Annotated in this window: 26 protein-coding genes and 1 riboswitch; of the genes, 18 read left to right on the top strand and 8 right to left on the bottom strand. The window is 62.9% G+C overall.

Annotated features, from left to right (window positions below):
• Window positions 1-93 precede the first annotated feature (93 nt).
• Window positions 94-1,038, top strand: coding sequence for a GlxA family transcriptional regulator (locus DJFAAGMI_RS03380; RefSeq protein WP_211455928.1), 945 nt, complete (start codon window positions 94-96; stop codon window positions 1,036-1,038).
• Between the two features lie 326 nt (window positions 1,039-1,364).
• Here DJFAAGMI_RS03380 and DJFAAGMI_RS03385 read toward each other — a convergent pair whose 3' ends face one another.
• Both DJFAAGMI_RS03385 and DJFAAGMI_RS03390 read right to left on the bottom strand, forming a co-directional pair.
• Entirely contained in the window at window positions 1,365-2,054 is a 690-nt protein-coding gene (locus tag DJFAAGMI_RS03385) for an alpha/beta fold hydrolase (protein ID WP_249333748.1), read from the bottom strand.
• An 88-nt stretch (window positions 2,055-2,142) separates the two neighbouring features.
• On the bottom strand, window positions 2,143-3,099 hold the full coding sequence (locus DJFAAGMI_RS03390; RefSeq protein WP_211455929.1) for an AEC family transporter: 957 nt from the start codon (window positions 3,097-3,099) through the stop codon (window positions 2,143-2,145).
• A 324-nt stretch (window positions 3,100-3,423) separates the two neighbouring features.
• Here DJFAAGMI_RS03390 and DJFAAGMI_RS03395 point away from each other — a divergent pair, with 324 nt between their 5' ends.
• Both DJFAAGMI_RS03395 and DJFAAGMI_RS03400 read left to right on the top strand, forming a co-directional pair.
• Window positions 3,424-3,723, top strand: coding sequence for a hypothetical protein (locus tag DJFAAGMI_RS03395; RefSeq protein ID WP_211456788.1), 300 nt, complete (start codon window positions 3,424-3,426; stop codon window positions 3,721-3,723).
• A 98-nt stretch (window positions 3,724-3,821) separates the two neighbouring features.
• The gene (locus DJFAAGMI_RS03400) at window positions 3,822-3,968 is read left to right on the top strand and encodes a hypothetical protein (protein WP_211455930.1); all 147 of its coding nucleotides are present in this window, start codon (window positions 3,822-3,824) and stop codon (window positions 3,966-3,968) included.
• 150 nt (window positions 3,969-4,118) lie between these two features.
• Here DJFAAGMI_RS03400 and DJFAAGMI_RS03405 read toward each other — a convergent pair whose 3' ends face one another.
• The 4 genes from DJFAAGMI_RS03405 to DJFAAGMI_RS03420 form a co-directional block, all read right to left on the bottom strand.
• Window positions 4,119-4,703: an NAD(P)H-dependent oxidoreductase gene (locus DJFAAGMI_RS03405; RefSeq protein ID WP_211455931.1), complete on the bottom strand. Its 585-nt coding sequence runs from the start codon at window positions 4,701-4,703 to the stop codon at window positions 4,119-4,121.
• Window positions 4,704-4,763: 60 nt separating this feature from the next.
• Window positions 4,764-5,156: a MerR family transcriptional regulator gene (locus DJFAAGMI_RS03410; protein ID WP_211455932.1), complete on the bottom strand. Its 393-nt coding sequence runs from the start codon at window positions 5,154-5,156 to the stop codon at window positions 4,764-4,766.
• A gap of 590 nt (window positions 5,157-5,746) precedes the next feature.
• On the bottom strand, window positions 5,747-6,127 hold the full coding sequence (locus DJFAAGMI_RS03415; protein ID WP_211455933.1) for a cell division protein ZapA: 381 nt from the start codon (window positions 6,125-6,127) through the stop codon (window positions 5,747-5,749).
• A gap of 40 nt (window positions 6,128-6,167) precedes the next feature.
• Window positions 6,168-6,377: a hypothetical protein gene (locus DJFAAGMI_RS03420; protein WP_003063053.1), complete on the bottom strand. Its 210-nt coding sequence runs from the start codon at window positions 6,375-6,377 to the stop codon at window positions 6,168-6,170.
• A gap of 240 nt (window positions 6,378-6,617) precedes the next feature.
• A riboswitch (cobalamin riboswitch) is annotated at window positions 6,618-6,858 on the top strand.
• Window positions 6,859-6,926: 68 nt separating this feature from the next.
• Here DJFAAGMI_RS03420 and DJFAAGMI_RS03425 point away from each other — a divergent pair.
• The 15 genes from DJFAAGMI_RS03425 to cobT all read left to right on the top strand — a co-directional run bounded on the left by DJFAAGMI_RS03425 (window position 6,927) and on the right by cobT (window position 21,673).
• A complete protein-coding gene (locus tag DJFAAGMI_RS03425; RefSeq protein ID WP_211455934.1) occupies window positions 6,927-8,840 on the top strand; it encodes a TonB-dependent receptor domain-containing protein in 1,914 nt (637 codons plus the stop codon).
• Between the two features lie 11 nt (window positions 8,841-8,851).
• Window positions 8,852-10,264 carry a cobyrinic acid a,c-diamide synthase CobB gene (locus DJFAAGMI_RS03430; protein WP_211455935.1) on the top strand — a complete coding sequence of 471 codons (1,413 nt, stop codon included), beginning with the start codon at window positions 8,852-8,854 and terminating at the stop codon, window positions 10,262-10,264.
• A 47-nt stretch (window positions 10,265-10,311) separates the two neighbouring features.
• Window positions 10,312-10,893, top strand: a complete 582-nt coding sequence (locus tag DJFAAGMI_RS03435; protein ID WP_211455936.1) for a bifunctional adenosylcobinamide kinase/adenosylcobinamide-phosphate guanylyltransferase — start codon at window positions 10,312-10,314, stop codon at window positions 10,891-10,893.
• Entirely contained in the window at window positions 10,890-11,801 is a 912-nt protein-coding gene (locus tag DJFAAGMI_RS03440; RefSeq protein ID WP_211455937.1) for an ABC transporter substrate-binding protein, read from the top strand. The genes DJFAAGMI_RS03435 and DJFAAGMI_RS03440 overlap by 4 nt, the downstream gene beginning before the upstream one ends.
• On the top strand, window positions 11,798-12,841 hold the full coding sequence (locus DJFAAGMI_RS03445; protein ID WP_211455938.1) for a FecCD family ABC transporter permease: 1,044 nt from the start codon (window positions 11,798-11,800) through the stop codon (window positions 12,839-12,841). The genes DJFAAGMI_RS03440 and DJFAAGMI_RS03445 overlap by 4 nt, the downstream gene beginning before the upstream one ends.
• On the top strand, window positions 12,838-13,635 hold the full coding sequence (locus tag DJFAAGMI_RS03450) for an ABC transporter ATP-binding protein (RefSeq protein WP_211455939.1): 798 nt from the start codon (window positions 12,838-12,840) through the stop codon (window positions 13,633-13,635). Before DJFAAGMI_RS03445 ends, DJFAAGMI_RS03450 begins: the two co-directional genes overlap by 4 nt.
• Window positions 13,636-13,696: 61 nt before the next feature.
• Complete coding sequence (cobO, locus tag DJFAAGMI_RS03455; protein ID WP_211455940.1) at window positions 13,697-14,266, top strand: cob(I)yrinic acid a,c-diamide adenosyltransferase; 570 nt, start codon at window positions 13,697-13,699, stop codon at window positions 14,264-14,266.
• Between the two features lie 36 nt (window positions 14,267-14,302).
• A complete protein-coding gene (bluB, locus tag DJFAAGMI_RS03460; RefSeq protein ID WP_043004131.1) occupies window positions 14,303-15,055 on the top strand; it encodes a 5,6-dimethylbenzimidazole synthase in 753 nt (250 codons plus the stop codon).
• On the top strand, window positions 15,052-16,134 hold the full coding sequence (cbiB, locus tag DJFAAGMI_RS03465; protein WP_211455941.1) for an adenosylcobinamide-phosphate synthase CbiB: 1,083 nt from the start codon (window positions 15,052-15,054) through the stop codon (window positions 16,132-16,134). Before bluB ends, cbiB begins: the two co-directional genes overlap by 4 nt.
• A complete protein-coding gene (locus DJFAAGMI_RS03470) occupies window positions 16,127-17,134 on the top strand; it encodes an aminotransferase class I/II-fold pyridoxal phosphate-dependent enzyme (RefSeq protein WP_211455942.1) in 1,008 nt (335 codons plus the stop codon). Before cbiB ends, DJFAAGMI_RS03470 begins: the two co-directional genes overlap by 8 nt.
• Before the next feature lie 65 nt (window positions 17,135-17,199).
• Window positions 17,200-17,985 (top strand): HipA family kinase, encoded by a 786-nt coding sequence (locus tag DJFAAGMI_RS03475; protein WP_349305225.1) that lies wholly within the window; start codon window positions 17,200-17,202, stop codon window positions 17,983-17,985.
• On the top strand, window positions 17,972-18,373 hold the full coding sequence (locus tag DJFAAGMI_RS03480) for a DUF3037 domain-containing protein (protein WP_211455944.1): 402 nt from the start codon (window positions 17,972-17,974) through the stop codon (window positions 18,371-18,373). The genes DJFAAGMI_RS03475 and DJFAAGMI_RS03480 overlap by 14 nt, the downstream gene beginning before the upstream one ends.
• A 3-nt stretch (window positions 18,374-18,376) precedes the next feature.
• On the top strand, window positions 18,377-19,843 hold the full coding sequence (locus DJFAAGMI_RS03485; protein ID WP_211455945.1) for a cobyric acid synthase: 1,467 nt from the start codon (window positions 18,377-18,379) through the stop codon (window positions 19,841-19,843).
• Between the two features lie 105 nt (window positions 19,844-19,948).
• Window positions 19,949-20,377 (top strand): hypothetical protein, encoded by a 429-nt coding sequence (locus tag DJFAAGMI_RS03490; RefSeq protein ID WP_211455946.1) that lies wholly within the window; start codon window positions 19,949-19,951, stop codon window positions 20,375-20,377.
• 183 nt (window positions 20,378-20,560) lie between these two features.
• A complete protein-coding gene (gene cobT, locus DJFAAGMI_RS03495) occupies window positions 20,561-21,673 on the top strand; it encodes a nicotinate-nucleotide--dimethylbenzimidazole phosphoribosyltransferase (RefSeq protein ID WP_211455947.1) in 1,113 nt (370 codons plus the stop codon).
• Window positions 21,674-21,728: 55 nt separating this feature from the next.
• Here cobT and nth read toward each other — a convergent pair whose 3' ends face one another.
• Both nth and DJFAAGMI_RS03505 read right to left on the bottom strand, forming a co-directional pair.
• Window positions 21,729-22,385 (bottom strand): endonuclease III, encoded by a 657-nt coding sequence (gene nth / locus DJFAAGMI_RS03500; RefSeq protein WP_211455948.1) that lies wholly within the window; start codon window positions 22,383-22,385, stop codon window positions 21,729-21,731.
• A gap of 90 nt (window positions 22,386-22,475) precedes the next feature.
• A complete protein-coding gene (locus DJFAAGMI_RS03505) occupies window positions 22,476-24,185 on the bottom strand; it encodes a ShlB/FhaC/HecB family hemolysin secretion/activation protein (protein WP_211455949.1) in 1,710 nt (569 codons plus the stop codon).

A 24,185-nucleotide genomic window follows, 5' to 3' on the forward strand; every position in this document is an offset into this window, starting at 1 on the left:
ATGGCTGTTGTCCATGGCTTGAATGGTGCGATATGCGGCGTTTGTCGTAAATGACGTATATAGTCATAAAAAAGGACATGAAAGGATATCCCGATGCACCGTATTGCCTACCTGCTGCCCGAGGGGTTTCAAGTCATGGCGCTGGCCACCCAGGCCGTGTTCGAACTTGCCAACCTGATGTTGGAGCAGCCCTTCTATGCGGTGGAGACCTATGCGAAGGGCGGTGTGGCCCATGCTTCGACAGGGCTTGTGTTGCAGGCAAAGCCACTTTCGGCGCACTGCAGGGCGGATACCTGGCTGGTTGCAGGCAAGCTCGCATCGCAGGACGTCGCTGCGGATCCCGAGCTGATCCGGTTGCTGAGCAAGGTGACGGCATCCGCGCGGCGTGTGGCGGGCCTGTGCACGGGCGCCTTCCTGCTGGCCGAAGCCGGTCTGCTCGACGGGCGCCGCGCCACCACGCACTGGTATTGGGCCGAGGTCTTGCAGCAGCGCTGCCCAAGGGCTGAGATTGAAGCCGATCGCATCTACATCGCCGACGGACCGATCTGGACCTCTGCAGGCATGACGGCAGAGATTGACCTGGCGCTGGCACTGGTGGAGCAGGACCTGGGTGCCAAGGTCGCACGCTCGGTGGCGCATCGCCTGGTCATGCACCAGCGCCGCTCGGGCGGGCAGTCGCAGCACTCGGAGATGCTCAGGCTGACACCCAGGTCGGACCGTATACAGCAGGCGTTGGAGCATGCCCGGCGTAATCTCTCTCAGTCACTGAGCGTGGAGGTGCTGGCCGAGGCCGCCAATTTGAGTCCACGCCAGTTCAGCCGGGTGTTCACGGCCGAGACCGGCCAATCCCCCGCCAAGGCGGTTGAGGGTCTGAGGCTCGAGGCCGCAAGGCTGATGCTTGAAGGCAGCCGACACCCGCTGGAGGTGGTTGCACAGGAGACGGGCTTTCGTGACCGCCGTCATATGCGAGAGGCTTTTCTGCGTGGCTTCGGCATGCCGCCGCAGGCCATACGGCGTGGGGCTCGGGCACAGCCGTAAGAACCCTGCACACCTGGAGCGAAACGACTCGGCCATCGTGGGGCAGGTGCTTTGCACAGGCCTGCTCTGCCGCGAGCCGCCGAGCTCAGGCTGCGGACTGCTGCTGCCACTTCACTGGCTGCCGACGCGTCCGTGGCAAAGAGGTCTGCTACTGTCTTAGGCGGCAAGGCGCATGGGCAGGGACGACCACCATGGTCAGTGACAGCTCTTGCGTCGAGCGTTCGGAGCACTGCTACCCACGAGGCCACAATCTGCAACTGCCGAAAATGGCGCCCGCTGCCTTTGCCCGTGTGACGGGCCAGCCTGATTTCAAGGTGGACAGCCGACTATGCGAGATAGTGCTGAAGAAATTGCTCCAGCATGGTCTGGGTTTCCGTGGGAGCCTCCATGGGCAGCATATGGCCGGCATTGATGGTCTTCAGCTCCGATCCTCGGATGCCCTGGTGCAACTCCATGGACTCATCCAGGCCGCGCAAGCGATCTTGCTCGCCCGCAAGGATCAGGGTTGGACACCGGATCTCGCTCAGCCTGTCCGTGTCGCCTTCGCGGCGTAGCAGTGCCTGGCGGCGAAAAGTGTCTCCACCAAGGCGCACGCTCATTGCATGGATGCGATTCAACAGTTGTTCATCCTGCTCCCGTTGTGGCGCCAATGATTGACGAATGGATCTCCGGTTCACGCCGGCAAAGGTCTTGGGAGCAGCCATGGCTGCATCGACCTTGCGCCGCGCTTGCAGCTCCGTGTCGCCGCGCGACGAGGTGGCGATAAGCACGAGTTGCCTGACCCGGTCCGGGGCAAGTCTCGCGATTTCACGCGCCACATAGCCTCCCATTGAGAACCCGATCACGTCGAATGGACCGGCGGGGATCATGCCTATGGTGTGCTGTGCCATCCCCTCAATCGAGTCGGCGGAAGCGAGATCCGCATGGACAAGAGGGGCACGTGTTTGCAGAAACGGCCCGATGTCAGACCATAAGTCTTGATCGAGCATGAAGCCTGGAATGAGGACGGTGGTCAATGAAGCTCCTTGAGGATGTCGGGCATGGTCCGGCTCGTGGCGCCGTGCGATGCCGTAGAGCCTGCGCGGCCGAGCCTGAGAATCATGCTCAGGTCCCATGCAAGACATGCAGCAGCATCAGCAGCAGCGGCATGGTCACCAGGGCCAGCAAAGTGGACAGCGCAATGCCGGCGACCACTTCGTCCTGGGCGACCCGGTAGCGCTGGGTGAAGAGCAAGGCATTGGCGCCCACAGGCAAGGCCGAGCAGATCAGCATCACGCCCATGGCCGGACCGTGCAGCTGCAGCAGCCAGGCGCAGGCGAGAAACACCAGGGGATGCACCAGCGATTTGACCAGCGTGATGCGCATTGCGGGGCGCCAGTGGGCACCGATCTTGGTGAAGGCCAGGGTGATGCCGACGAGCAGCAGTGCCATGGGGCCCATGGCAGAGCCCAGCATCTTGAGCGAGGTATCGAGCACCTCGGGTAGGGGCCAGCCTGTCAGCGACCACAGCAGACCGGCCAGAATCGGCAGTGGCACAGGGTGGATGATGCTGTTGCGTACCGCCTGCCAGACCGTGCTCCCCAGGGATCGCCTGCCGTGGGTGTCGTCTGTATGTTGCTCACGAGAGGAGGCCAGTTCGAACACCATGGTCGCGGCCGTCAGCAGTACCAGGGCGTGCACCGAGATCAGGGTGAACAACGTCACCAATCCTTGCTCGCCAAAAGCCAGGCCCACCAGTGGCACGCCGATCATGGCAGCATTGCTGAACATGCTGGCTAAGCCACGCGCCGCAGCCAATGTGTTGAAGCCATAGACCAGCATTGTTGCCACGAACACGATGATGGCCGAAAGAAAGTACACGCCGATCGGTCGATAGTCCAGTTCACCGACATGCACCTGGGCCATGGTGCGAAACAGCAGTGCCGGCAGCAGCAGCAGAAACACCAGATTGGACATATCCTTGACTGCTGTCTGCCGCACCAGTCCTGCACGTGCCACACCGAACCCCGTACCGATCAATGCAATCACCGGTAGCAGTGCCGCTATCGCGGAACCATTCATTCAACTCTCCAACTAAACTGAGCCGCTGCCTGCACCTGCTCTCAGTGTGAGTGCGTGCATTCCTCGGGCGCAGAGCTTAACTCTTCTTCTTACCAGTTCCGGGATCCTGCTTGCTTTGTTTGCCAAGCCCTGCTGCCAGGCCATGTCATCGGCGTCAAGCTTGGTACAGATGGTGCACGCGCGAACGCTTTGGGTATCGGGCTCGGGAGGCTTCTGGGTTTCGATGTTACGACTCGTTGAACCCATGCTCGAGTGGGCCCCTGAAACGCAGGAGTCATGTTCTACCTTCGGTAACAAAACCCTTGAGACTTGGCTTCGCAAGCCATGGTCATCGTCGAAAATAGACATCGTTGGGCCGACCCTGGTATTCGGAAGCTGATGGCGGCTGGGATGCCTGGTCGGCATTGTCGTCATCAAGCCATCATTGAGAGAGAAGCACGGATACAAGCCATGCTGCGCAGTAAATTGGGAACACTGTTATTGGTCAGTGCTGCACTGTCGTGCGCGGCGGGATTTGCTTTGGATGCACGGGGCAGCATTGCCTATCTCGAACTTTGGCTTGCTTTGGCAGTCTTGTTGCTCCTCGGCGGCGCGGTTCTCGTCGTCCTGGGGCAAAACGACTAGCCGGAGGCAGCTTGTTGTCCGCTCCAGCCATGTCCGGCGCATGACGCAAACCGGGATATCGGTTATGGTGAGCTGCGTAAAACTCCAAGGAAGCTCCGATGCCCAAACCAAACTATCCCTTCGAAAAACGGCAACGCGAGTTGGAGAAGAAGAAAAAAAAGGAGGAGAAGGCTCAGCGCAAGGCGGCCGTCTCCGAATCAACTCCATCCAATGTGGTGCCCGAGGTGTTGCAGGACAACAAGTAAGTCATGGATGGGCTGTACGCCGCCGTGATTGCGGGGGCGCTGCACCCGACCGATAGGTGTCAATACTCGTATGCCTTGCATGCGAGGAACTGCACACAAGGAGTTCACCCGCCGGCCGCCTCTCATGCGCAATGCATGGGGAAACAGACCTCAGGCGCCTGCACGAGCACCCAGCTTGCATGCGCGTCTGATCCAGCCCGCTCGCGCTGCATCGCTGGAATTGACCACCGGGCCAAAGCTGTGCACGCGCACGGGCCTGATCCCGCTGAACTCCAGGATGGCCTGCTTCATTTGCCGGTGACCGGGTTGGCGCTGCACCCATCTGTAGTACCACGGCGGGGAGTCCATGGTCACCAGTAGTTCGGCGGTGCGGCCTGTCAGCAGGCGATCCCACAACACGGAATTGGCTCGGTACTTGAAGGCGAAGCCTGGAAGGAAGATGCGATCCAGAAAGCCCTTGAGTAGTGCTGGCAGTCCGCCCCACCAGATGGGATAGACCCATACCAGATGCTGGGCCCAGGCAATGTCGATCTGTGCATCCCGCAGGTCGGGTTCCAGCGGCTGGACATGCGCATATCCATGGCGAAGGATGGGATCGAAATACATTTCCCCAAGTGACAGCAGGCGTACTTCGGCTCCGGACCGGCGCGCGGCGTCGGCATAGGTGTGAGCCAGGCTTGCACACAGGCTGTGGGAAGAGGGCTGGCCGAGGATGATGAGGATGCGACGGGACATGGCGATAGAGGCTCGCGGAGTTTGGAGGCCGCCAGCATCACCTTGCCCCGTGGGACAAAGTCAAGCGCTGGATCGGATCGGGAGCCTGTCTGGCGTCGCGCACCCAATTGAGTCCTCACAACTGGCCAACTCCACGCTCAGCGCCGCAAGAGCGGTGTCTGCAGCCTGCAACTGCGCCAGCTCGTCGGCAATGGCATGTCGCCGGGACTGGATCAGTTCAAGGACGGCTGCAGCGCCCGCGGCGGTGTCGATGGCGCGTAGCGGCTGAAGCGCAGCCAAGCGAAATCCCAGTGCCAGCGCCTGGCGAATCCATTGCACGCGCTGCACATCCTCAGAGCCATAGCTGCGGTAACTGCCTATGCGCGCCACGGTGCCGAGCAAACCGTGGGCCTCGTAGAGGCGGAGCGCCTTGGGTGTGCAGCCTGTGAGTGCCGCGAGCTCACCGATGCGCATAACTGACCTTCGGGTGCTTCCAGGAATGGCGGGCGCTTGCGCAAACGGCTGAGGGCTGAAGTTGCATGCGTGTCTGAAGTCGCTTGGGCATGTTGCGGGTGCAGGTGTGTCAGCCGGGATTTGCCGGAACATCGATTTCCGGGGGGCACCTAAAGCCTTGGGTGCAGCCAGCGCAGATCAAGGTCTGCTGTCTGAATGGTCTCAGGCGATAGGGCAAGAAAAAGGCCCGCAATGCGGGCCAATCATCAATCCAGATTTGCAAGTTGTTGATGCCTAGCGTGGCTTTGTTTGATGTGCAGGACCACGTTCATGGCTGTAAACCAACTACATCAACAGCTTGTCGGTAAAGGTGTCTGCAAATGCCACCGGCTCGTCATCCTGAACCGGGGGTTCAGGTGGGCAAGAGCAACCTATCGTTGGGTTCATCTGACGCGAGACGATCACGCTCAATAGGTGATTTATCAAGCCCATGCTCGTTGAGCATTGGTTCAAGGAAATATAAAAACCGGCAGATTTGCAGACGGTTTGATTCTAGCTGGTATTGGCTGTCGTGCGCAGCTCATGACTGCTTTGTTGCCGAGGTTAACTGATCAAAGCAGCCTGGCATCGGCATCCAGAGCCTGATCGAGCCTGAGCACCAGTTGCTCTGCCAGCTCCTGCTGACGCTGCAATTCGGCCTGGGCGGCTGCACTGACCTCGGAGGCCGCGCTCTGCTCCTGAACGAGTGCCTGCATTTCAGCCTGGGCATTGGCCATGTGGGCTTGCTGGGCATCGCGGTCGAGCACATCGAACGCCATATTGAGGGCTGCCAGCACTGCCACGCGCTCGCGCGAACGGACCTTGCCGCTGTCGCGGATGCGGGTCATCGCCTCATCCACGCGGCGAACGGCTTCCTGCACTCGTTCTTCTTGACCATCGGGGCAGGTCAGCACATAGCTTTGCTGCATGATTTGCACATCGATCTGCTTCATGGGCGTCAGTGGCGGGTCTGGTGATGGAGGGTGACGGCTGTCACTCTCCCTGGTTGGCGGGCAGGCGTTCGATCAATGCATCGACGCGCGCACGAGCGGCCTGCAGGCGCAGACGCAGCAAATCGCGCTCTTGCGTCAGAGCGATGACCTGATCGGTGAGCAGGGTGTTGGTGCGCTGCAGTTCCTCGTGGCGCACCAGCAGACGCTCTACGCGCTCGGCAATGAGATCAAGAGAGGGCTGGGTGGTCATAGACTCTGCCATTGTAGGTCTTGCAGTCCGTGGGTGAGTATAAATGTGCAGGCAAATTCGCAGTTTGCGCCAGAGCACGGCCTGCTTGACTGCCGCAGTCGGGAAACTGCAAGATTTCTCTCAAAATCGTAGCGTGCTGCGCAAGTTCTGTGTGCCTCAAACGCGTGTTTAAGGTAAAAAATCGTCACCTGAACCGCGCAAGGCTACTTCGAATGAAGGATTTGCGCCGCGTAGCGCTCATTACAATGGGCGCCTGTTGGTGCTCGAGGCTGCTTTTCTGTGGTCTCAGTTCAACGGGAAGCAGGGAGGGGCTGGCCAGATGCACTGGCTCTCCGAACCTGCGCTGCCCCCGCAACGGTCGGCGAATGGAGTGCTGCGGCATTCCGCCTTTTCCCCCATGGCCACTGGCGCTGCGCGCTGGGAAGGCCGGCAAGAGGATGATTCGCCTAGCCCGGATACCGGCCAACATGGGTTGCCTGCATTGTGTGCAGGTATGTTTGCTCAATGTCGGCGGGTAGGCTGGCATGGGCGTATTCAAGTGTGCTTTCCATGAGTCCGCAATCTTCGTCCCTGCGCCTGGCGCAGGTGGCTTCGCGCGCACGCGCCTCCTCTTTTGTTCTCCGTCCCACCTTGCTGGCATCTGCGTTGGCCATGGCGTTTGCCGCACAGGCTCAGTCAGCTGCGCAGGCCGATGCGGTGCAGATGAAAGAAACCGTGGTCACCGCCAATCGCATCGAACAGCCTTTGTCGGATCTGGTGGCCGATATGTCGGTGGTGGGTCGCGAAACGATTGAAACTGCGGGGGCCGTGGGTGTGGCCGATGTGCTCTCGCGCCTACCGGGTGTGCAGATGGTGCGCAACGGTGGTGCTGGCTCTACCACCAGCGTTTATCTGCGCGGTGCCGACACACGTTTCACTGCCGTCTATATCGATGGAGTGCGTGTGGACTCCCAGTCCACGGGCGGTGCATCCTGGCAGGATATTCCGCTGGAAGCGATCGACCGCATTGAAGTGTTGCGCGGCTCGGCGGCGGCTGTCTACGGCTCAGACGCCATGGGCGGCGTGGTGCAGATCTTCACCAAAAAGGGCGAGGGCAAAGCCAAGCCCTATGCGGGTCTGGGTTGGGGCAGTCGTGGCACGGTGAAGGCTCAGGCAGGCATCAGCGGCGGTGTTGCGGGCTGGGATTACAGCCTGGGTGTTTCGCATGCCAGCAGCAACGGCTTCAATGCCAAGACCTCTGCGGGCTTCAATCCCGATGCGGATGGCTATCGCAGCAACGCCTTCAACGGCCGTGTGGGCTACCAGATCAACAGCAATCAACGTGTTGAGGCCACAGCTCTGACCAGCTATATGAACGCAGGCTATGACGCCACTGTCTCCAAGACCAGCCCCATGGCCGACGACCGCAGCATCTACAAGATGAATGCGGTAGGCCTGAACTGGCTGGCCAAGTGGAGCGATGTCTACAGCACGCGCCTTCAGTACACGCAGTCACGCGATTTCTACCAGACCAAGCCCAGTGTCTATGAAACCGACACGCGTCTGCACAGCTATCTGTTCCAGAATGAGTGGCGGCTGGGAGCGCAGACCGTGACGGCCGCGCTGGAGCGCCGCGAGGACAAGCTGGTCAACAACGGCCTGGATATCGGCAGCCGCAATCGCTCCCAGAACGCGCTGGCACTGGGCTACGGACTGCACGCGGGAAAGCACACGCTGCAGCTCAATGCCCGTCATGACCGCGACAGCGAGTTAGGCGGCCACACCACGGGCAGCGCTGCGTATGGCTATGAGTTCATGCCCAACTGGCGCGCAACCGCATCGGCCGGCACTGCCTTTCGTGCACCTACGCTCTATCAGCGCTTCAGCCAATATGGCGATGCCAGCCTGTCGCCTGAAAAAGGCCGCAATGTGGAACTGGGCCTGAAATGGGGCAAGGGCAGCGACAGCTTCTCGGCCACGCTTTATCGCAACAATGTATCCAATCTCATCAACTATGTGGGTGGGACGGGCACCTGTGCGGGCAATACCGGCCTTTACGGCGGCTGCTATGCCAACGTGGCCAAGGCCCGTTACGAAGGCATCACCCTGGCCGCCACCACTCGCTTGGGCATGGTGAATCTGCAAGGTTCGGTGGACTTCCAGGATCCGCGAGATACCGATAAGGATCTGCAACTGGCTCGCCGCTCCAAGCGTTACGCCAATCTGTCTGCCGACACCACACTGGCCGGCTGGAGGCTGGGCGTCGAAATGCAGGCCGCCGGAAAGCGCTTTGACGATGCTGCCAACAAGACTGTGCTGGGCGGCTACACGCTCTGGAATCTGAGTGCACAAAAGCAGCTGACACGTGAATGGAGCCTGGTGGCACGCATCAACAATCTGGCTGACAAGCGCTATGAGCTGGCCCGAACCTATGCCACCGAAGGCCGCAGCGGCTATATCGGTGTGAAGTGGGAAGCTAACTGAACAGGGTCGCCATGACATCCATCGCAATGCCGGAAAAAACCAACCGCTGCCCCGCGGTGCTGATCAGTGCTCCGGCCTCTGGCCAGGGCAAGACCACCGTGACGGCGGCCTTGGCACGGCTGCATGCGCGTCAGGGACGCAAGGTGCGCGTATTCAAGTGCGGGCCGGATTTTCTGGACCCCTACTGGCATGAGCTGGCCAGTGGTTCGCCCGTGCATTCGGTGGATTTGTGGATGACGGGCGAGGCGGATGTGCGCCAACGCCTGCATGAGGCGGCCCAGGAGGCTGACCTGATTCTTGTCGAAGGCGTGATGGGCCTGTTCGACGGCAACTTCAGCGCGGGCGATCTGGCGCAGTTGCTGGGTCTGCCGGTGTTGGCCGTGGTCGATGCATCGGCCATGGCGGGCACTTTCGGGGCGCTGGCCTACGGCTTGCAGCATTACCAGGCCGGCCTGCGCTGGGCCGGCATGCTGGCCAACCGGGTGGCCACGGCGCATCATGCGGATCTGCTCCGGCAAGGCCTGCGCGACCAGTCTATGTGGCTCGGGGCCATGCCCGGAGTGCAACTGGGCGATGTGGCGGTCAAGGCCAGGTCTGCGGCGCTGCTGCCGGAGCGCCACCTGGGCCTGATCGCCGCCCACGAGCTCGGCGATGCGCTGCAGCGCCTGGATGCTGCAGCCGATGCCCTGGCCCAGACGCCACTGGGGCAGAGGGCCTGGAGCTCGGATGACGGGCAGCCCAGCTGGCAGGATTGGTGTGTGGACTTTGCCGCGCCGGACATTGGCGCGGCTCAGCCCCGCTTGGAGCCATGGCTGGGCGGACGTCGCATTGCCATTGCGCGCGATGCAGCGTTTTCGTTTATCTATCCCGCCAATCTGAACTGTCTGCGGGCCATGGGGGCAGAGCTGTGTTTTTTCTCGCCACTGGCTGGCGATGCGCTGCCGCCCTGCGATGCGATCTGGCTGCCCGGCGGCTATCCGGAACTGCATGCGCGGGCTCTGCATGAGAACCGGCAGTTGCGCGACGGCATTGCCCAGCATATTGCGCAGGGCAAGCCGGTCTGGGCAGAGTGCGGCGGCATGCTGGCGCTGTGCGATGGTGTGACCGCCCTGGACGGCAGCACCCAGCCCATGTGGGGGCTGCTGCCCGGTCAGGTTGTGATGCAGAGCAGGCTTGGCGGTCTGGGCATGCAACAGCTGGCACTTGATGCCGGCCTGTTGCGCGGTCATACCTTTCACTACACAAGACTGGAGACAGCCATGCCGGTGCTCACGCGCAGCAGCCGCCCCGGCGCGGCCGTGCAGGCCGACCGTGGCGAGGCGCTGTATCAGTGTGGCAGTGTGCAGGCCAGCTACTTTCATGCCTGGTTTCCGTCCTGCCCATCGGCGGTGGCGGCGCTTTTTGGCGCAACAATCAAAGGCTGATTATTTAGTCCATCACCATGAGCCCTGCAAGCACAGTCTCCTTCGTCATGCCGCGTACCCAGCTCATACTGGGCGGGCAGAAAAGCGGAAAATCCCGTCGCGCAGAGTTGCTGGCGCGCCAGTGGCTGCAGGCAGACGCCGGGCATCAGGCTGTGCTGGTGGCCACCGGTCAGGCCTGGGACGCGGAAATGAGCGAGCGTATTGCGCGCCACCAGCGTGATCGTGCCGAGCGCGTGCCCGGCATGCAGACCATAGAGGAGCCGCGCGAGCTGGCCCAGGTGCTGGCCCGGCACAGCAGCCCGCAGCGACTGCTGGTGATTGATTGCCTGACCTTGTGGCTGACGAACTGGCTGATGCCGGTGCAGGCTGAGGGTTTTGAGGTAAATCAGCCTCAATCCCATGACTGGCAAGCGCAGCTAGCTCTCTTTTTGAAAGCGCTTGATGCCGCGTCCGGCCCCGTCATTCTCGTTGGCAACGAAATCGGTCTGGGCGTGATTCCCATGGGGCGCGAAGTGCGCGCCTTTGTCGATGCACTGGGCTTGCTCAATCAGCAGGCGGCTGCGCATTGCGAAAGCGTCACGCTGATGTGCGCCGGCTTGCCACTGGCGCTGAAAGGGCCGCAGGCATGAAAGCGATCACCCAACGCCTGGCGGCCTGTGTCGCGGCAGGCTTGCTGCTTGTCAGCGTCCTGCCTGCAGTGGCTCAACCCGTGCAGATTTCTGATGCGCGCGGCATCCAGGTGCAACTGGCCAAGCCGCCGCAGCGCATCGTCAGCCTGCTGCCTTCGCTGACCGAGAGCCTGTGCGCGCTGGGCGGCTGCGAGCGTCTGGTGGGGGTGGATCGCTATTCCAACTGGCCCGCCCATGTGAAGACCTTGCCCGTGGTGGGCGGGGGGCTGGATCCGAATATCGAGAGCATTGTGGCGCTCAAGCCCGATCTGGTGCTGGTTTCCATGGCGTCACGGGCCATTGCACGCATGGAAGCGCTGGGCCTCAAAGTAGTGGCGCTGGAGCCGCGCACCCACGAGGAAGCGCGCACCGTGATGCAGAAGATGGGCCAACTGCTGGCCTTGCCTCCAGCCCAGGGAGCAGACCGCGTCTGGGCCGGAATCGAAGCCGACCTGAACAAGGCTGCAGCCGGTGTGCCTGAGGCCATGCGCGGTCAGCGCGTTTACTTTGAAGCCAGCCGTGGCCCTTATGCCGCTGGTGAAAAATCGTTTATCGGCCAGACACTGACGCGGCTGCATTTGCGCAATGTGATCGATGCCAGGCAAGGTCCGTTTCCGCGCCTGAACCCCGAATATGTGGTCAAGCTGGACCCGGACATTCTGATGGCCGGCGAGCGAGCCTGGAAATCCGGTGTGCCCGAGTATCCGGGCTGGGCCCAGATGCGGGCGGTGAAGCAGGGCGCGATCTGCGCCTTCACGCCCGAGCAATCCGACATTCTGGTGCGTCCCGGCCCACGCATGGCGGAGGGAGCGCAAATCATCGTCCAGTGTCTGCAACGTCTGGCGGCGAGTCAGGGCAAGAGCCCATGAAAGCCTGCATCTCCAGTCATCACCGCAGGGGGCAGCGCGGGCTGGCCGCTGCCTGGCTGCTGCTGTGGCTGACACTGGCTGCGGCTTTGCTGGCGCTGTTGGGCGCGGGTATCGGCAGCACCGGGTTCGAGAGCGTGCTTCATGCCCGGCATGATCCGCTGGCCTGGCAGATCGTGATGGACATTCGCCTGCCGCGTACGGCGGCGGCCTTGCTGGCCGGAGGGCTGCTGGGGTTGGCCGGGGCGGTGGCGCAGGGCGTGTTTCGCAACCCGCTGGCCGATCCCTACTTGCTGGGCAGTGCCTCGGGGGCATCGCTGGGAGTGGCACTGGCCATGGCTGCCCTGGGTGTCTCGCCTTTTGCGCTGGCCGGCCTGGCCCGCTGGGGCGTGACGGGCGCGGCCTTTGCCGGTGCCGTGCTTGCCGTGGTGTTGACCCTGGTGCTGGCCAAGGGCGTGCAGAACACCATGCGCCTGCTGTTGGCCGGTGTGGTGGTAGGCGTGGTGCTGGGCGCCGCCGCATCGCTGGTGCTGCTCATGAACCCCGACATCATGCAGGCCATGCAGTCCTTCATGCTGGGCAGCACGGCGTTTGCGGGCTTGAATGCCTGCGCACTCATGCTGTGGGTGCTGCTGCCTGCGCTGGTGCTGTCCTGCTGCCTGAGCCGCGTGCTCGATGGACTCGCGCTGGGCGAAGCCACGGCCCATAGCCTGGGCCTGCCGCTGGCGCCGCTGCGTCTGTTGCTGATCGTGCTGCTGGCCTTGGCTACGGGCACCGCCGTGGCGCAGACCGGTCTGATCGCTTTTGTAGGCCTGGCTGCGCCCCATCTGGTGCGCTCCATGGTGCGTGCGCTGCACCGCTGGCTGCTGGTGCTCAGCAGCCTGATGGGGGCGGTGCTGCTGCTGGCCGCCGACCTGCTGGCACGCTGGCTGATTGCTCCCCAGGAATTGCCCGTGGGCGTGCTCACCGCCGTGCTGGGTGGCAGCTATCTGCTGTGGCTGATGCACCAACGCGGCGCCATGCCGTCTGGAGAGGGCGCATGAGCAGCAATATCGAGACCGGAATCGCTTTGGCAACCGAGGCCCTGAGCGTGCATTTGGGCGAGCGCGAGGTGCTGCGTCAGCTTAGTCTGCAGATCCCCAAAGGCCGCTGGACGGCCATCGTCGGCCCCAATGGCGCGGGCAAGTCCACGCTGCTGCGCGCCATGGCAGGCATGCGTGCCGCCAACCAGCGGCAAAGCGGTGCCGTGTTTTTGCAGGGCCGCAAGCTCGGCGACTGGAATGGCCGAGAGCGTGCCAAGGCCCTGGCCTGGCTGGGCCAGAACCAGCCGGTGGCGGCCGATATGGCCGTCTATGACTTGGTGATGCTGGGGCGCTTGCCCCACCAGGGCTGGCTGGCTCCCGCCTCAAGCGCCGATCGCCAGGCCGTGGAGCAGGCGCTGCGCCAGACCCATGCCTGGGACTGGCGCCAGCGCAGCATAGGCCAGCTATCGGGCGGTGAACGCCAGCGCGTGCTGCTGGCACGGGCCCTGGCGGTGCAGGCTCGGACGCTGCTGATGGACGAGCCACTGGCCAATCTTGACCCGCCCCACCAGACCGACTGGATGCTCACGGCCCGCAGTCTGGTGCAACAAGGCGCGACCCTGGTCAGCGTGCTGCACGAGTTGTCCTTTGCCCTGCTGGCTGACGAAATGGTCGTCATGCAGGCCGGCCGTATCACGCATCAAGGTGCTTGCGGTGATCCCGCTACCCATGCAGCGCTGGAGGCCGTGTTTGACCGGCGCATACAGGTGCGCGAACTCGACGGCCTGTGGCTGGCCTTGCCGCGCCTGAGCTGAGTTTGGCCGAAATTTTTTGACTTTTTGTCCTTTAGCCCTTGATAGACAAGCGAGAGTAGCTATGAATATTGAAACTCCTCCCACCGAGAAGCCTTACGAAAAGCCCGAGGGCGAGCGCCGTGGCCTGATCATCGTCAACACCGGCAATGGCAAGGGCAAGAGCACGGCCGCCTTTGGTCTGGCCTTTCGCGCCACGGGCCGGGGCAAGGCCGTCAAGGTCTATCAGTTCATGAAGGTGCCAACGGCCCGCTTTGGCGAGCATCGCCTGGCCGAGCAGGTCGGACTGCCCATCGAAGGGCTGGGTGATGGCTTCAGCTGGAAGAGCAAGGACCTCGATCACTCCGCCCAGCTGGCGCGTGACGGCTGGGAAAAGGCCAAGGCAGATATTCTTTCGGGTGAGCTGTTTTTGGTCGTGCTCGACGAGATCACCTATCCGTTGATCTATGGCTGGCTGCCGCTGCAGGATGTACTGGATACGCTCAAGGCACGCCCCAAGGATGTGCATGTCTGCCTGACAGGCCGCCGCTGCCCGCAGGAGATCATTGACATCGCCGACACCGTGACCGAGATGACGCTGATCAAACATGCCTTCCAGGCGGGTATTCCCGCTCAAAGAGGTATCGAAGACTGATGGCTTTTGCCATGTCTGTGGCGCGACAATAGTTCCATGACCGAATCCAAGACCCGCCCCTTCGCGACGATAGCCGCAACGCCTTTCACCGAGGCCGAGCGGGCTGCCGTCTACCGCGCCATCTATGAGCGCCGCGACATGCGCCATTTTGCGGGCGGTAAGGTCTCCGACGAGGTCTTGCTGCGCCTGTTGCGCGCCGCGCATCACGCCCCCAGCGTGGGCTTCATGCAGCCCTGGCGTTTTATTCGGGTCAAGAGTGCCGAATTGCGCCTGCAGATCCACGGTCTGATCGAGGAGGAGCGCGTGCGCACCGCCCAGGCCCTGGGCGAACGTGAAGAAGACTTCATGAAGCTCAAGGTTCAGGGCGTGCTCGATGCGGCCGAGGTGCTGGTCGTGGCCATGCCGCCGGGGCGCGAGGCGCATATCTTCGGTCGCCGAACCCTGCCCGAGATGGACATCGCCAGCAGCGCCTGTGCCATCCAGAACCTCTGGCTGGCCGTGCGTGCCGAAGGTCTGGGCATGGGCTGGGTCTCTATTTTCGATCCGCTGGCGCTGGCCCGATTGCTGCAGATGCCTGAAGGCGCCCACCCGCTGGGCGTGCTCTGCCTGGGCCCAGTCGATGCCTACTATGCCGAGCCCATGCTGCAGCAGGAAAAGTGGGCCTGCCGGGCGCCTCTGGAAGATATGCTGATGGACGATGTCTGGGACGACGCGCGCGTCGTGGCTGCGGCGAGCCAGAGCAAGCCGGCCAGCGATCCATGCGCCGGCAAGGGCAAGACTGGCGCATGACGAGTTTTGGCTGGACTGAGCTGATCGGTCTTTCTCTCAGTCCGCTGGCATGGCTCTATCAGACATTCACTGCCAGCGATCTGGCGGCGCTCAACTGGGCTGCCAATGTGCAGGCTGCCCTGCTGGCCGTGCTGGTGGCCCTGCTGCTGGACCGGCTTTGGGGCGAGCCGCCGGTGTGGCTGCACCCGGTGGTGCTGATGGGCAAATTGCTGGGCTGGTCGGGGCAGGCGCTTGCGCCGCGTGCCGAAGTGCAGAGTGACTATCTGCGTTTCTGCTTGGCAGCGCTTGTCTGGTGTGCACTGGCTGCTCTGTTTTTCATGGTTTATGGCCTGGCCCAGTTCATGCTGGGTTTTGCCCCCTGGTGGCTCTGGGGACTGGTGATGGGGGTGCTGCTCAAGCCGCTGCTGTCCTGGCGCATGCTCAAGGACGAGGTGCTGGCCGTGGAGGCCGCACTGCAGCAATCGCTGCCCGCCGGGCGGGAGCGCCTGAGCTGGCTGGTGAGCCGCGACACGACTCAACTGGATGCGGCCACCGTGCGCGAAAGCGCCATCGAAACCCTGGCCGAGAACCTCAGCGACTCCGTGATTGCTCCGCTGTTCTGGTTCGCCGTGGCAGGCTTGCCTGGGGCGGCCGTCTATCGTCTTGCCAATACGGCCGATGCCATGTGGGGCTACCCTGGCTGGCGCGGCCAGGGCGACCGCCGCCGCCACTGGCAATGGACGGGCAAATGGGCAGCCCGCGCCGACGATGTGCTGAACTGGATTCCGGCGCGCATCACCGCCATGTGGCTGGCGCTGCTGGCCGGTGGCCTGTCCTGGAGCGATTTGAGGCGCGATGCTGGCGTGACGCCGTCGCCCAATGGTGGCTGGCCCATGGGGGCCATGGCCCAGGCATTGGGGGTTCAGCTTTCCAAGCCTGGAGTCTATCGACTCAACCCGCAGGGACGGGCACCGCAGGCGGCCGATCTGGAGATGTCTGTAAAATTTGCATCAAAAGTAATCGTATCGCATGTCCTGCTTGCGTTGGCAGCTATGATTTTGATTGTTCTGTGGAGAGGAAGGCTGCTTGCCAATGTTTGATGCGAATGCGGCAGCCATGCATGGCGGCACTGATGCGCTGGGCGTTCCGGCGCATGATTTTTCGACCAATCGCAATGCCTGCGGGCCTTGTCCCATGGCCGTGAAGGCGCTGCAGGCCGCCCATGTCGCGCAGTACCCCGATCCGCAGTACAGGGCATTGCGCGCGCAGCTGGCGGCTTTTCATGGCGTGGCGGTCGAGCGCATCCTGATTGGTGGCAGCAGCAGCGAGCTGATCCACCGCATCACGTTGCATGCCGTGCGCAGCGGCGCCAAAAGCGTGCAGTTTCCCCGGCACCACTACGGCGACTATCTGCAGGCCGCACGAGTCTGGCGGCTGTCGCTTGGCCCGCGCGCGCAGACGGCCGTGCCGCCGGTGCTGAGCTGGGCCTGCGAGCCTTCAAGCCCGCTGGGGGCGATGGAAGACATCTGGGACGCCTGGCAGCAGCCGCCGGCGCAGAAGGAGTGGCGCGTGCTGGATTGCGCCTATCGCCCGTTATGGCTGGAGGGCGAGCCACCCGGGCGCGATCTCGACGGTGTCTGGCAGCTGTGGACGCCCAACAAGGCCCTGGGCATGACGGGCGTGCGCGCTGCCTATGCGATTGCCCCCCTGCATGCCACTGCCGCAGAGCTGCAGGCGCTGAACGCGCTGGCGGCATCCTGGGTGGTGGGCTCGCATGGTGTGGCCATGCTGCAGGCCTGGGTGACGGACGAGGTGCAGCAATGGCTGGCCCACAGCCTGATGACCTTGCGCCGCTGGAAGGCGCAGCAGCTGGCGCTGTGCGAGAGGCTGGGCTGGCAGGTCGTACCCGGTCATCAGGCCAATTACTTTGTCGCAGGGCTGCCGTTGGCAGAACTTGCCGCGCCTCTGGCCAGCCTGCGTGCAAAGGGCATCAAGCTGCGGGACTGTGCAAGCTTTGGTTTGGCTGGCCATGTACGGCTGGGTGTTCTGCCGCCCGTGTCTCAGGCCGCTCTGGAGCAGGCCTGGAAAAGCATTGAATGACCTTGCCGATCAGACCTGATGGGCGCAAGGCGCTACCATTTCTCATGGACACAGAAACCCTGAAGCTGCGCTCGGTGCTGGTGGAGCGCTATGTCACGCCGCTGCGTGAAGGCGGCTCCATGCCGGCAATTGTCGAGGCCGACGACCTGGGCACCTATGTGCTCAAGTTCCGGGGGGCCGGGCAGGGCGTGCGTGCGCTGATGGCCGAGATCATCTCGGGCGGCATGGCACGTGCGCTGGGCCTGCCGGTGCCCGAGATCGTGCTGCTGCACCTGAACGGCGACCTGTCCCGCACCGAGTCCGATCCCGAGATCCAGGACCTGATTCGCGCCAGCGACGGACTTAACGTGGGGCTGGACTATCTGCCTGGCTCCATCAACTTTGACCCGGCAGTGGACGCGGTGGATGACGACTTCGCCTCGCGCCTGGTGTGGTTCGACACCCTGGTCAGCAATGTGGACCGCACGGCGCGCAACACCAATATGCTGATGTACCGGAAGCAGCCCTGGCTGATCGATCATGGTGCGAGCCTGACCTTTCACCATGCCTGGAATGGAGTCGTCGCCGATCCCGCCAAGCCTTTTGCGCCCAGTGCCGAACATGTGCTGCTGCCGCAGGCCAGCCAGCTGGCGCAGCTGGATGCGCAACTGGCCGCCAGGCTGGGGCCCGAAGTGCTCAGGAGCATTCTGGACGAGGTGCCCGATTGCTTTCTGGAGCAGGCTGCCGCCGACAAAGAGGGCGATGTACTCAAGAATGTGCAGGCCCATCGCGCGGCCTATGTGGATTATTTTGCGGCCCGGCTTGCCGAGCGTGGCCGCTGGTTGCAAGGAGTGATCGATGCTCGCGCATGAGGTCTATGACTACGCCATCGTGCGCGTGGTGCCGCGCGTGGAGCGTGAGGAATTTGTGAATGCGGGTGTGATCCTCTCCTGCCAGCGCACCGGCCATCTGCAGGCCGCCGTGGCCCTTGACGAGAAGCGTCTGCTGGCGCTGGACCCGAATGTGGATTTGGAGGCCGTGCACCGTCACCTGGGCTCTATCGTGGCCATCTGCGAAGGCCGCGCCGATGGCGGGCCGATCGCGCAGCTGCCCATGCGGGCGCGCTACCACTGGCTCACGGCCAAGCGCAGCAGCATCATCCAGACCTCGCCTTCGCATATGGGCATGTGTACCCATCCCGGCGAGGCGCTGAGCCGCATTCTGCAGCGCGTGGTGCTGCCCATAAAGGCCGGGAACTAAGACATGACAGCACGTTGCATCATGGTGCTGGGCACCAGCAGTGGCGCGGGCAAGAGCTGGGTGGCCACGGCGCTGTGCGCTTACTACCGCAGCCAGGGCCTGAAGGTCGCGCCGTTCAAGGCCCAGAATATGAGCAATAACGCGCGTGTCGTCGCCACGCCGCAGGGGCAATGGGGCGAGATCGGTACGGCACAGTATCTGCAGGCCCTGGCGGCGGGGGCCGTGCCCGACGTGCGCATGAACCCGCTGCTGCTCAAGCCCGAGGCCGACACGCGCAGCCAGGTCGTGCTGTTCGGACAGGTCAATGACGAGCTGAGCGCCATGCCCTGGCGAGGTCGCAGCCTCAAGGTGTGGCCGCAGATCGCGCAGGCACTGGATGAGTTGCGTGCCGAAAACGATGTAGTGGTGATCGAAGGCGCGGGCTCGCCGGCCGAGATCAATCTGCACGCCAGCGATGTGGTCAATATGCGCGTGGCCAAGCATTGCAACGCACATTGCCTGCTGGTCTCGGACATAGACCGTGGCGGTGCCTTTGCCCATCTCTACGGCACCTGGGCATTGCTGCCGGAGGACGAGCAAAAGCTCATCAAGGGCTTTGTGCTCAACAAGTTTCGCGGCGATGCGGCTCTGCTGGCGCCGGCGCCCCAGATGCTGGAAGAGAAGACGGGGGTGCCCACGGTGGCCTGCATTCCCATGCAGTTCCAGCACGGTCTGCCCGAGGAGGACGGCGTGTTCGACGATCGCGGCAGCACGGGCGCCGGGCTGGCCGTTCACACCACGATTGCCATCATCGCCTATCCGCGCATCAGCAATCTCGACGAGTTTCAGCCCTTGCTGCAAGTGCCAGGTGTGCGCGTGATTTGGGCTCGCTCTCCCGCTCAACTCGCCGAGGCGGACTGGGTCATTCTGCCGGGCAGCAAGGCCACGGCGGCCGACCTGACCTGGATGCGTAGCCAAGGGCTGGATGCAGCCGTCGTCACCCATGCCGAGCGCGGCAGGCGTGTGCTGGGAATTTGCGGCGGTCTGCAGATGCTGGGCGAGGCGCTGGTCGATTTGCATGGCGTGGACGGCAATGCCGCAGGCCTGGGCCTGCTGCCGCTGGCGACCCTGTTCGCCCAGGACAAGACCGTGCAACCGACGAGCTTGAAACTGCCAGAGCTGCAAGCCCCGTGGAATGCCCTTGGCGGCGTGACGGCACGAGGCTACGAGATACACCACGGGCAGACCCGCTTGCGCGCCGACATGCAGACGGCCGGCGCGCAGCCGGCGCGGGAGCTGCTGCCAGGCATGCTGTGGCAAGGGGGCAATAGCGCTGTAGTCGGCACCTATCTGCATGGCCTGTTCGAAAACGCCGAGGTGATCCATGCGCTGTTCGGCCACGATGCACCCAGTCTGGAGCAGGTGTTTCAGCGGCTGGCGCAGGGCGTGGAGCAATGGTTCGAGCCGGCTGCGCTCCCGCTCTCTAGCTGATTTGTAGGATTGATCCTGCGGGCTCATAGCCGCTGAACCGATAAGCCCTGCCTGAGAGTGCGTGCAAGCTGACCAAGCTATTCACTTTTTGGAATGGAGTTGCGTATGGCTTTTTTCAAGGTTCAGACTCTTCAACTAGCTTTGGGTGCAGCGGTTCTGTCACTGGCAGGCATGGCCAGTGCTCAGGTGGATGCAGCCAAGCCAGCGGCTGAGGCAGCTGCGATGGATGCGGCCAAGCCTGCGATGAAAAAGCACCACCACCGTCACCATCACAAGGGTCAGCGCCCGATGCGCGAGAGCAACTCGTCTTCGCGCGAGGCCATGGCTGCCAGTGCCGAAGCCAAGAAGGGCAAGCTCGATGACGGCCAGGGCATGAGCCAGTACCAGCGCAATGCCTATGCCCGCTGCGGCGTTTTCAAGACCGAAGTCGATCAGCAGGCATGCATGGCGCGTGTCAAGGATGGCGCGGTCAGCGGCTCGGTCAAGGATGGCGGCATCCTGCGCGAAATCACGGTTGAGGAAATCATTCGTTGATGCTTTTCCGCGCCTTCCGCCAAGGCCCTTCGGGGCCTTTTTTCATGCAGCTCCTGGGCAATCGGTGAACTTGGCGTTGTGGTGCCGATGAAAGCGCGATACTTGCAAGATCGCAAAAACGTGCCTTCCGTATCCCGGTGGTGGATGGCACCCAGGCCTGATGCACCGGGAATGACTGCACGCATGAGTTCCGCTTCCTTTTCCGAATTCCCCCCGTCCACCCTCTGGTTCTGCCCGCAGGTGCAGGACATCCATGATGCGGCGCTGCAAGCCCGGGTCCAGCATCGCCTGGATTTCAAGACCAAGCCCCAGGGATCGCTGGGTGTGCTGGAGCAACTGGCCTTGCGAATTGCCGGCATCGTGGGTTGCGAGACTCCCGAGCTGCATGCACCGCAGATGGTGGTGTTTGCCGCGGATCACGGACTGGCCGCCCAGGGAGTGTCGGCCTATCCGGTCGACGTGACCTGGCAGATGGTGGAGAACTTCCTCGCTGGCGGTGCTGCGGTGAGCGTGCTGTCTCTGCAGAACGGAATTGATCTGAATGTGGTCGACTGCGGCGTGGCCCGCGACTTTGAGGCGCGTGAGCAGGATCCTGCTCACAAGCTTCCCAAGGCCCATGAGCCGCGCCTGTGGCGGCGCAAGGTGGCCTATGGCACGGCGGACTGCAGCCAGGGCCCGGCCATGAGCGAAGCCCAATGCGCAATGGCGCTGCGCAATGGTGGAGAACTGGTCAGGAAACTGCCGGGCAATGCTCTGTTGCTGGGCGAGATGGGGATCGGCAATACGTCTAGTGCTTCCTTGCTGATGGCACGTCTGTGCGGCGAGCCGGTCGAGGAAGTGACCGGGGTGGGCACGGGTCTGAGCAGTGAAGGTCTGGCGCGCAAGATCGCAGTGCTCAGGCGGGTGCTGGATTTTCATGCCGGCGTGCAAGAACCACTGGCTGTGCTGGCTGCCATGGGCGGACTGGAGATCGCCACCATGACGGGCGCCGTGCTGCAGGCCGCCGCCGAACGCCGCCTGATCGTGGTGGACGGCTTCATCACCACGGCCGCTGTGCTGGTGGCCAGCCGTCTTCAGCCCTATGTGCTTCAACGCTGCGTCTATGCGCATCGCTCGGGCGAGCCTGGCCATGCCCGCCTGCTGGCTCACCTCCAGGCCCAGCCCATGCTGGACTGGCAACTGCGCCTGGGCGAAGGCTCTGGCGCGGCCCTGGTCTGGCCGCTGCTGCGCTCGGCATGCACCATGCTCAACGAGATGGCCAGCTTTGAATCGGCCGGCGTCAGTGGCAAGAGCTGAGGTATTTGAAAAAATATAGCAGCAAGCGCTTTGTGGGTATGCGTTTTAGGTAGTTTTAGCTCTTTTTTCCTGCTGCCGGTGCCGGGGTCTTGGGCGTGAAATCGCAGTACTGCGAGACCACGCATTCCCAGCAGCGCGGCTTGCGCGCCTGGCAGACATAGCGGCCCAGCAGGATCAGCCAGTGGTGGGAGTCCACCGCATATTCGTCGGGCACGCGCTTGAGCAACTGCTTCTCGACTTCGAGCGGGTTCTTGCCAGGGGCCAGCCCCGTGCGGTTGCCGACACGGAAGATATGCGTGTCCACGGCCATGGTGGGCTGGCCGAAAGCCACGTTGAGCACCACGTTGGCGGTCTTGCGGCCTACGCCGGGAAGGGCTTCCAACTCTTCGCGGGTGCTGGGAACTCTGCCGCCATGCAACTGAACCAGCATGCGGCAGGTCTCCATCAGATGCTTGGCCTTGCTGCGGTACAGGCCTATGGTCTTGATATAGCTCTCCAATCCCTCGACCCCCAGATCCAGAATGGCCTGCGGAGTGTTGGCAACAGGGAAAAGCCTGCGCGTGGCCTTGTTCACCCCCACGTCGGTGGCCTGGGCAGACAGCAGCACGGCGGTCAGCAGCTCGAACACCGTGGTGTATTCCAGCTCGGTTTGTGGCGTGGGGTTGGCGGCCTTGAGCGCGGCAAAAAACGGCGCTATATCGTTTTTCTTCATGGGCGATATTGTGGCTTGTGGTTCGCGGGGCCGAACAAAGAAAAAAGCCGCTGCGTTGCACAGCGGCTCGGATGCCATGGGCTGGGCGGCTCAGGGATCTAGGTTGTAGCTCAGCACCAGGCTGTAGCGCAGCTCCCGCTCGGGATTGTTGACGGAGCGGTCGCCCAGCGGCTTGCTCATGGCAAGGTCGAGTGCGTAATGGCGGCTGTCGGACAGGCGCAGACCCAGGCTGGCGGAGCGCAGCGTATTGCCTTTGACACCGCTGGTCTGCTGATGCGTGCGTGCCCATTCGTAGAGCAGATAGGGCTCGGCCGACTTGATCCAGGCCTGGTTGACAGGGAACTGGTAGTTGAGCTCGGCACTGGCACCCATACCGGAATCGCCTGAAAACTCGCCGGCCTGATAGCCCCGGCCGAAGCGGGTGGAACCAAAGGAGATCTTCTCCGGGACGGGAAGAATGTCGGCACTGTATTGCCCTCCCACGGCAAAGGCGGCTCCCATCTTGTTGGCAAAGCGATGGCGTTGTGAGTAGTCGGCGCTGATGCGGGTGAAGTCCAGCTTGGCCGGGTTCTGAAGTTTTTGCAGCAGGCCCTGCCCATAGTAGAGGTCCAGGTTCTTGTAGGCTCCGAGGCTGTCCAGGCCGTGGGCCAGCAGGACCGATGCGGAGCGGGTGGTGGTCTTGCCATAGGACGCCCAGGCCATCTGCGCATAGAGCGTGCGAACCTTTTCCTCGCGTAGCAGGGAGGCCTGGCTGTCGGCCAGCTCGCGGCTGTAGTTGATGGCATACAGGCCTGCCGTGGTGCTGAGCTGGGTGGTATTGCTCAAGATCCAGGGGTGGCTGATATTGAAGTCCAGCTTGCGCTGCTGCGTCAGGTCGTCGATGCCGGGAATACGCGTTGCCGGCGGGTTGAAGCTGCGGTAGTCGGAATAGCTGACGCGTGCCTGCGTGCCCTCCGGGGTCAGCTGCTGCGTGAAGCCAATGCTGCCGAAGCGCTCCTTGTCGGGGTTTTGCAGCATGGCTGAGGCCTGAAGTTGGCTGCCAGCCCACAAGGGGTCGTTCAGGGTGAGAGAGGCAATGATGCGCGGCGTGGGCTTGCGCGCCTCGCCCCCGACGGTGACGGCGATGGGCTTGTGCTTGGATTTGATGATCAGGGGCACGGCACCGTCCGTGGTGGTCGGCAGATTGGCCGATGCCGTGATCTGCACTCCGGGCAGGCGCGCCATCAGCTGGGTCTGGTGCTGAAAAGTCTTGGTGGTCAAAGGCCTTTCGTTGAGCAGCGGCTGGGCAATTTCGCGTATCTGATCCTCGGAGCGGCCGAAATTGCCCTCCAGATTCAGGCTCTGCACATAGCCTTCGACCACGATGACCTGCACCGCGCCATTGGCAAAGTCCTGTGGAGGAAGGTAGGCAAAAGACAGGGCGTAGCCATGGCGCTGGTAAAGCTCACTGACCTTCTGGGTCGCGGCATTGAGTTCACCGACCGTATGCGTGCCATTGATGAAGGGTGTGAAAAGTGCACTGACCTCTTCGAAAGGAATCGCCGTGCTTCCCTGCACGTTGACGCCACGTACTGCGACCCGGAGGTTGATGAGATCCTGGGGACTTGGCGGGGGCTTGTCGATCTGCACCGGAACCTGCCTGGGCTGCTGTTGCAGAGTCCTTGCGGACTCGGGCGTCTGGGGCAGGCTGTTGAGCGGATTGCCGCCCTGCTGTGACCAGGCCAGAGGAGCCCAGGCCGCAAGTGCCAGTACCTGAATCCTGTAGCCGACGCGGCCCTGTGGTTTTGCTTTTGACTGCAA

This window comes from Comamonas brasiliensis (genome assembly GCF_018292285.1).
GTDB classification, from domain to species: domain Bacteria; phylum Pseudomonadota; class Gammaproteobacteria; order Burkholderiales; family Burkholderiaceae_C; genus Comamonas; species Comamonas brasiliensis.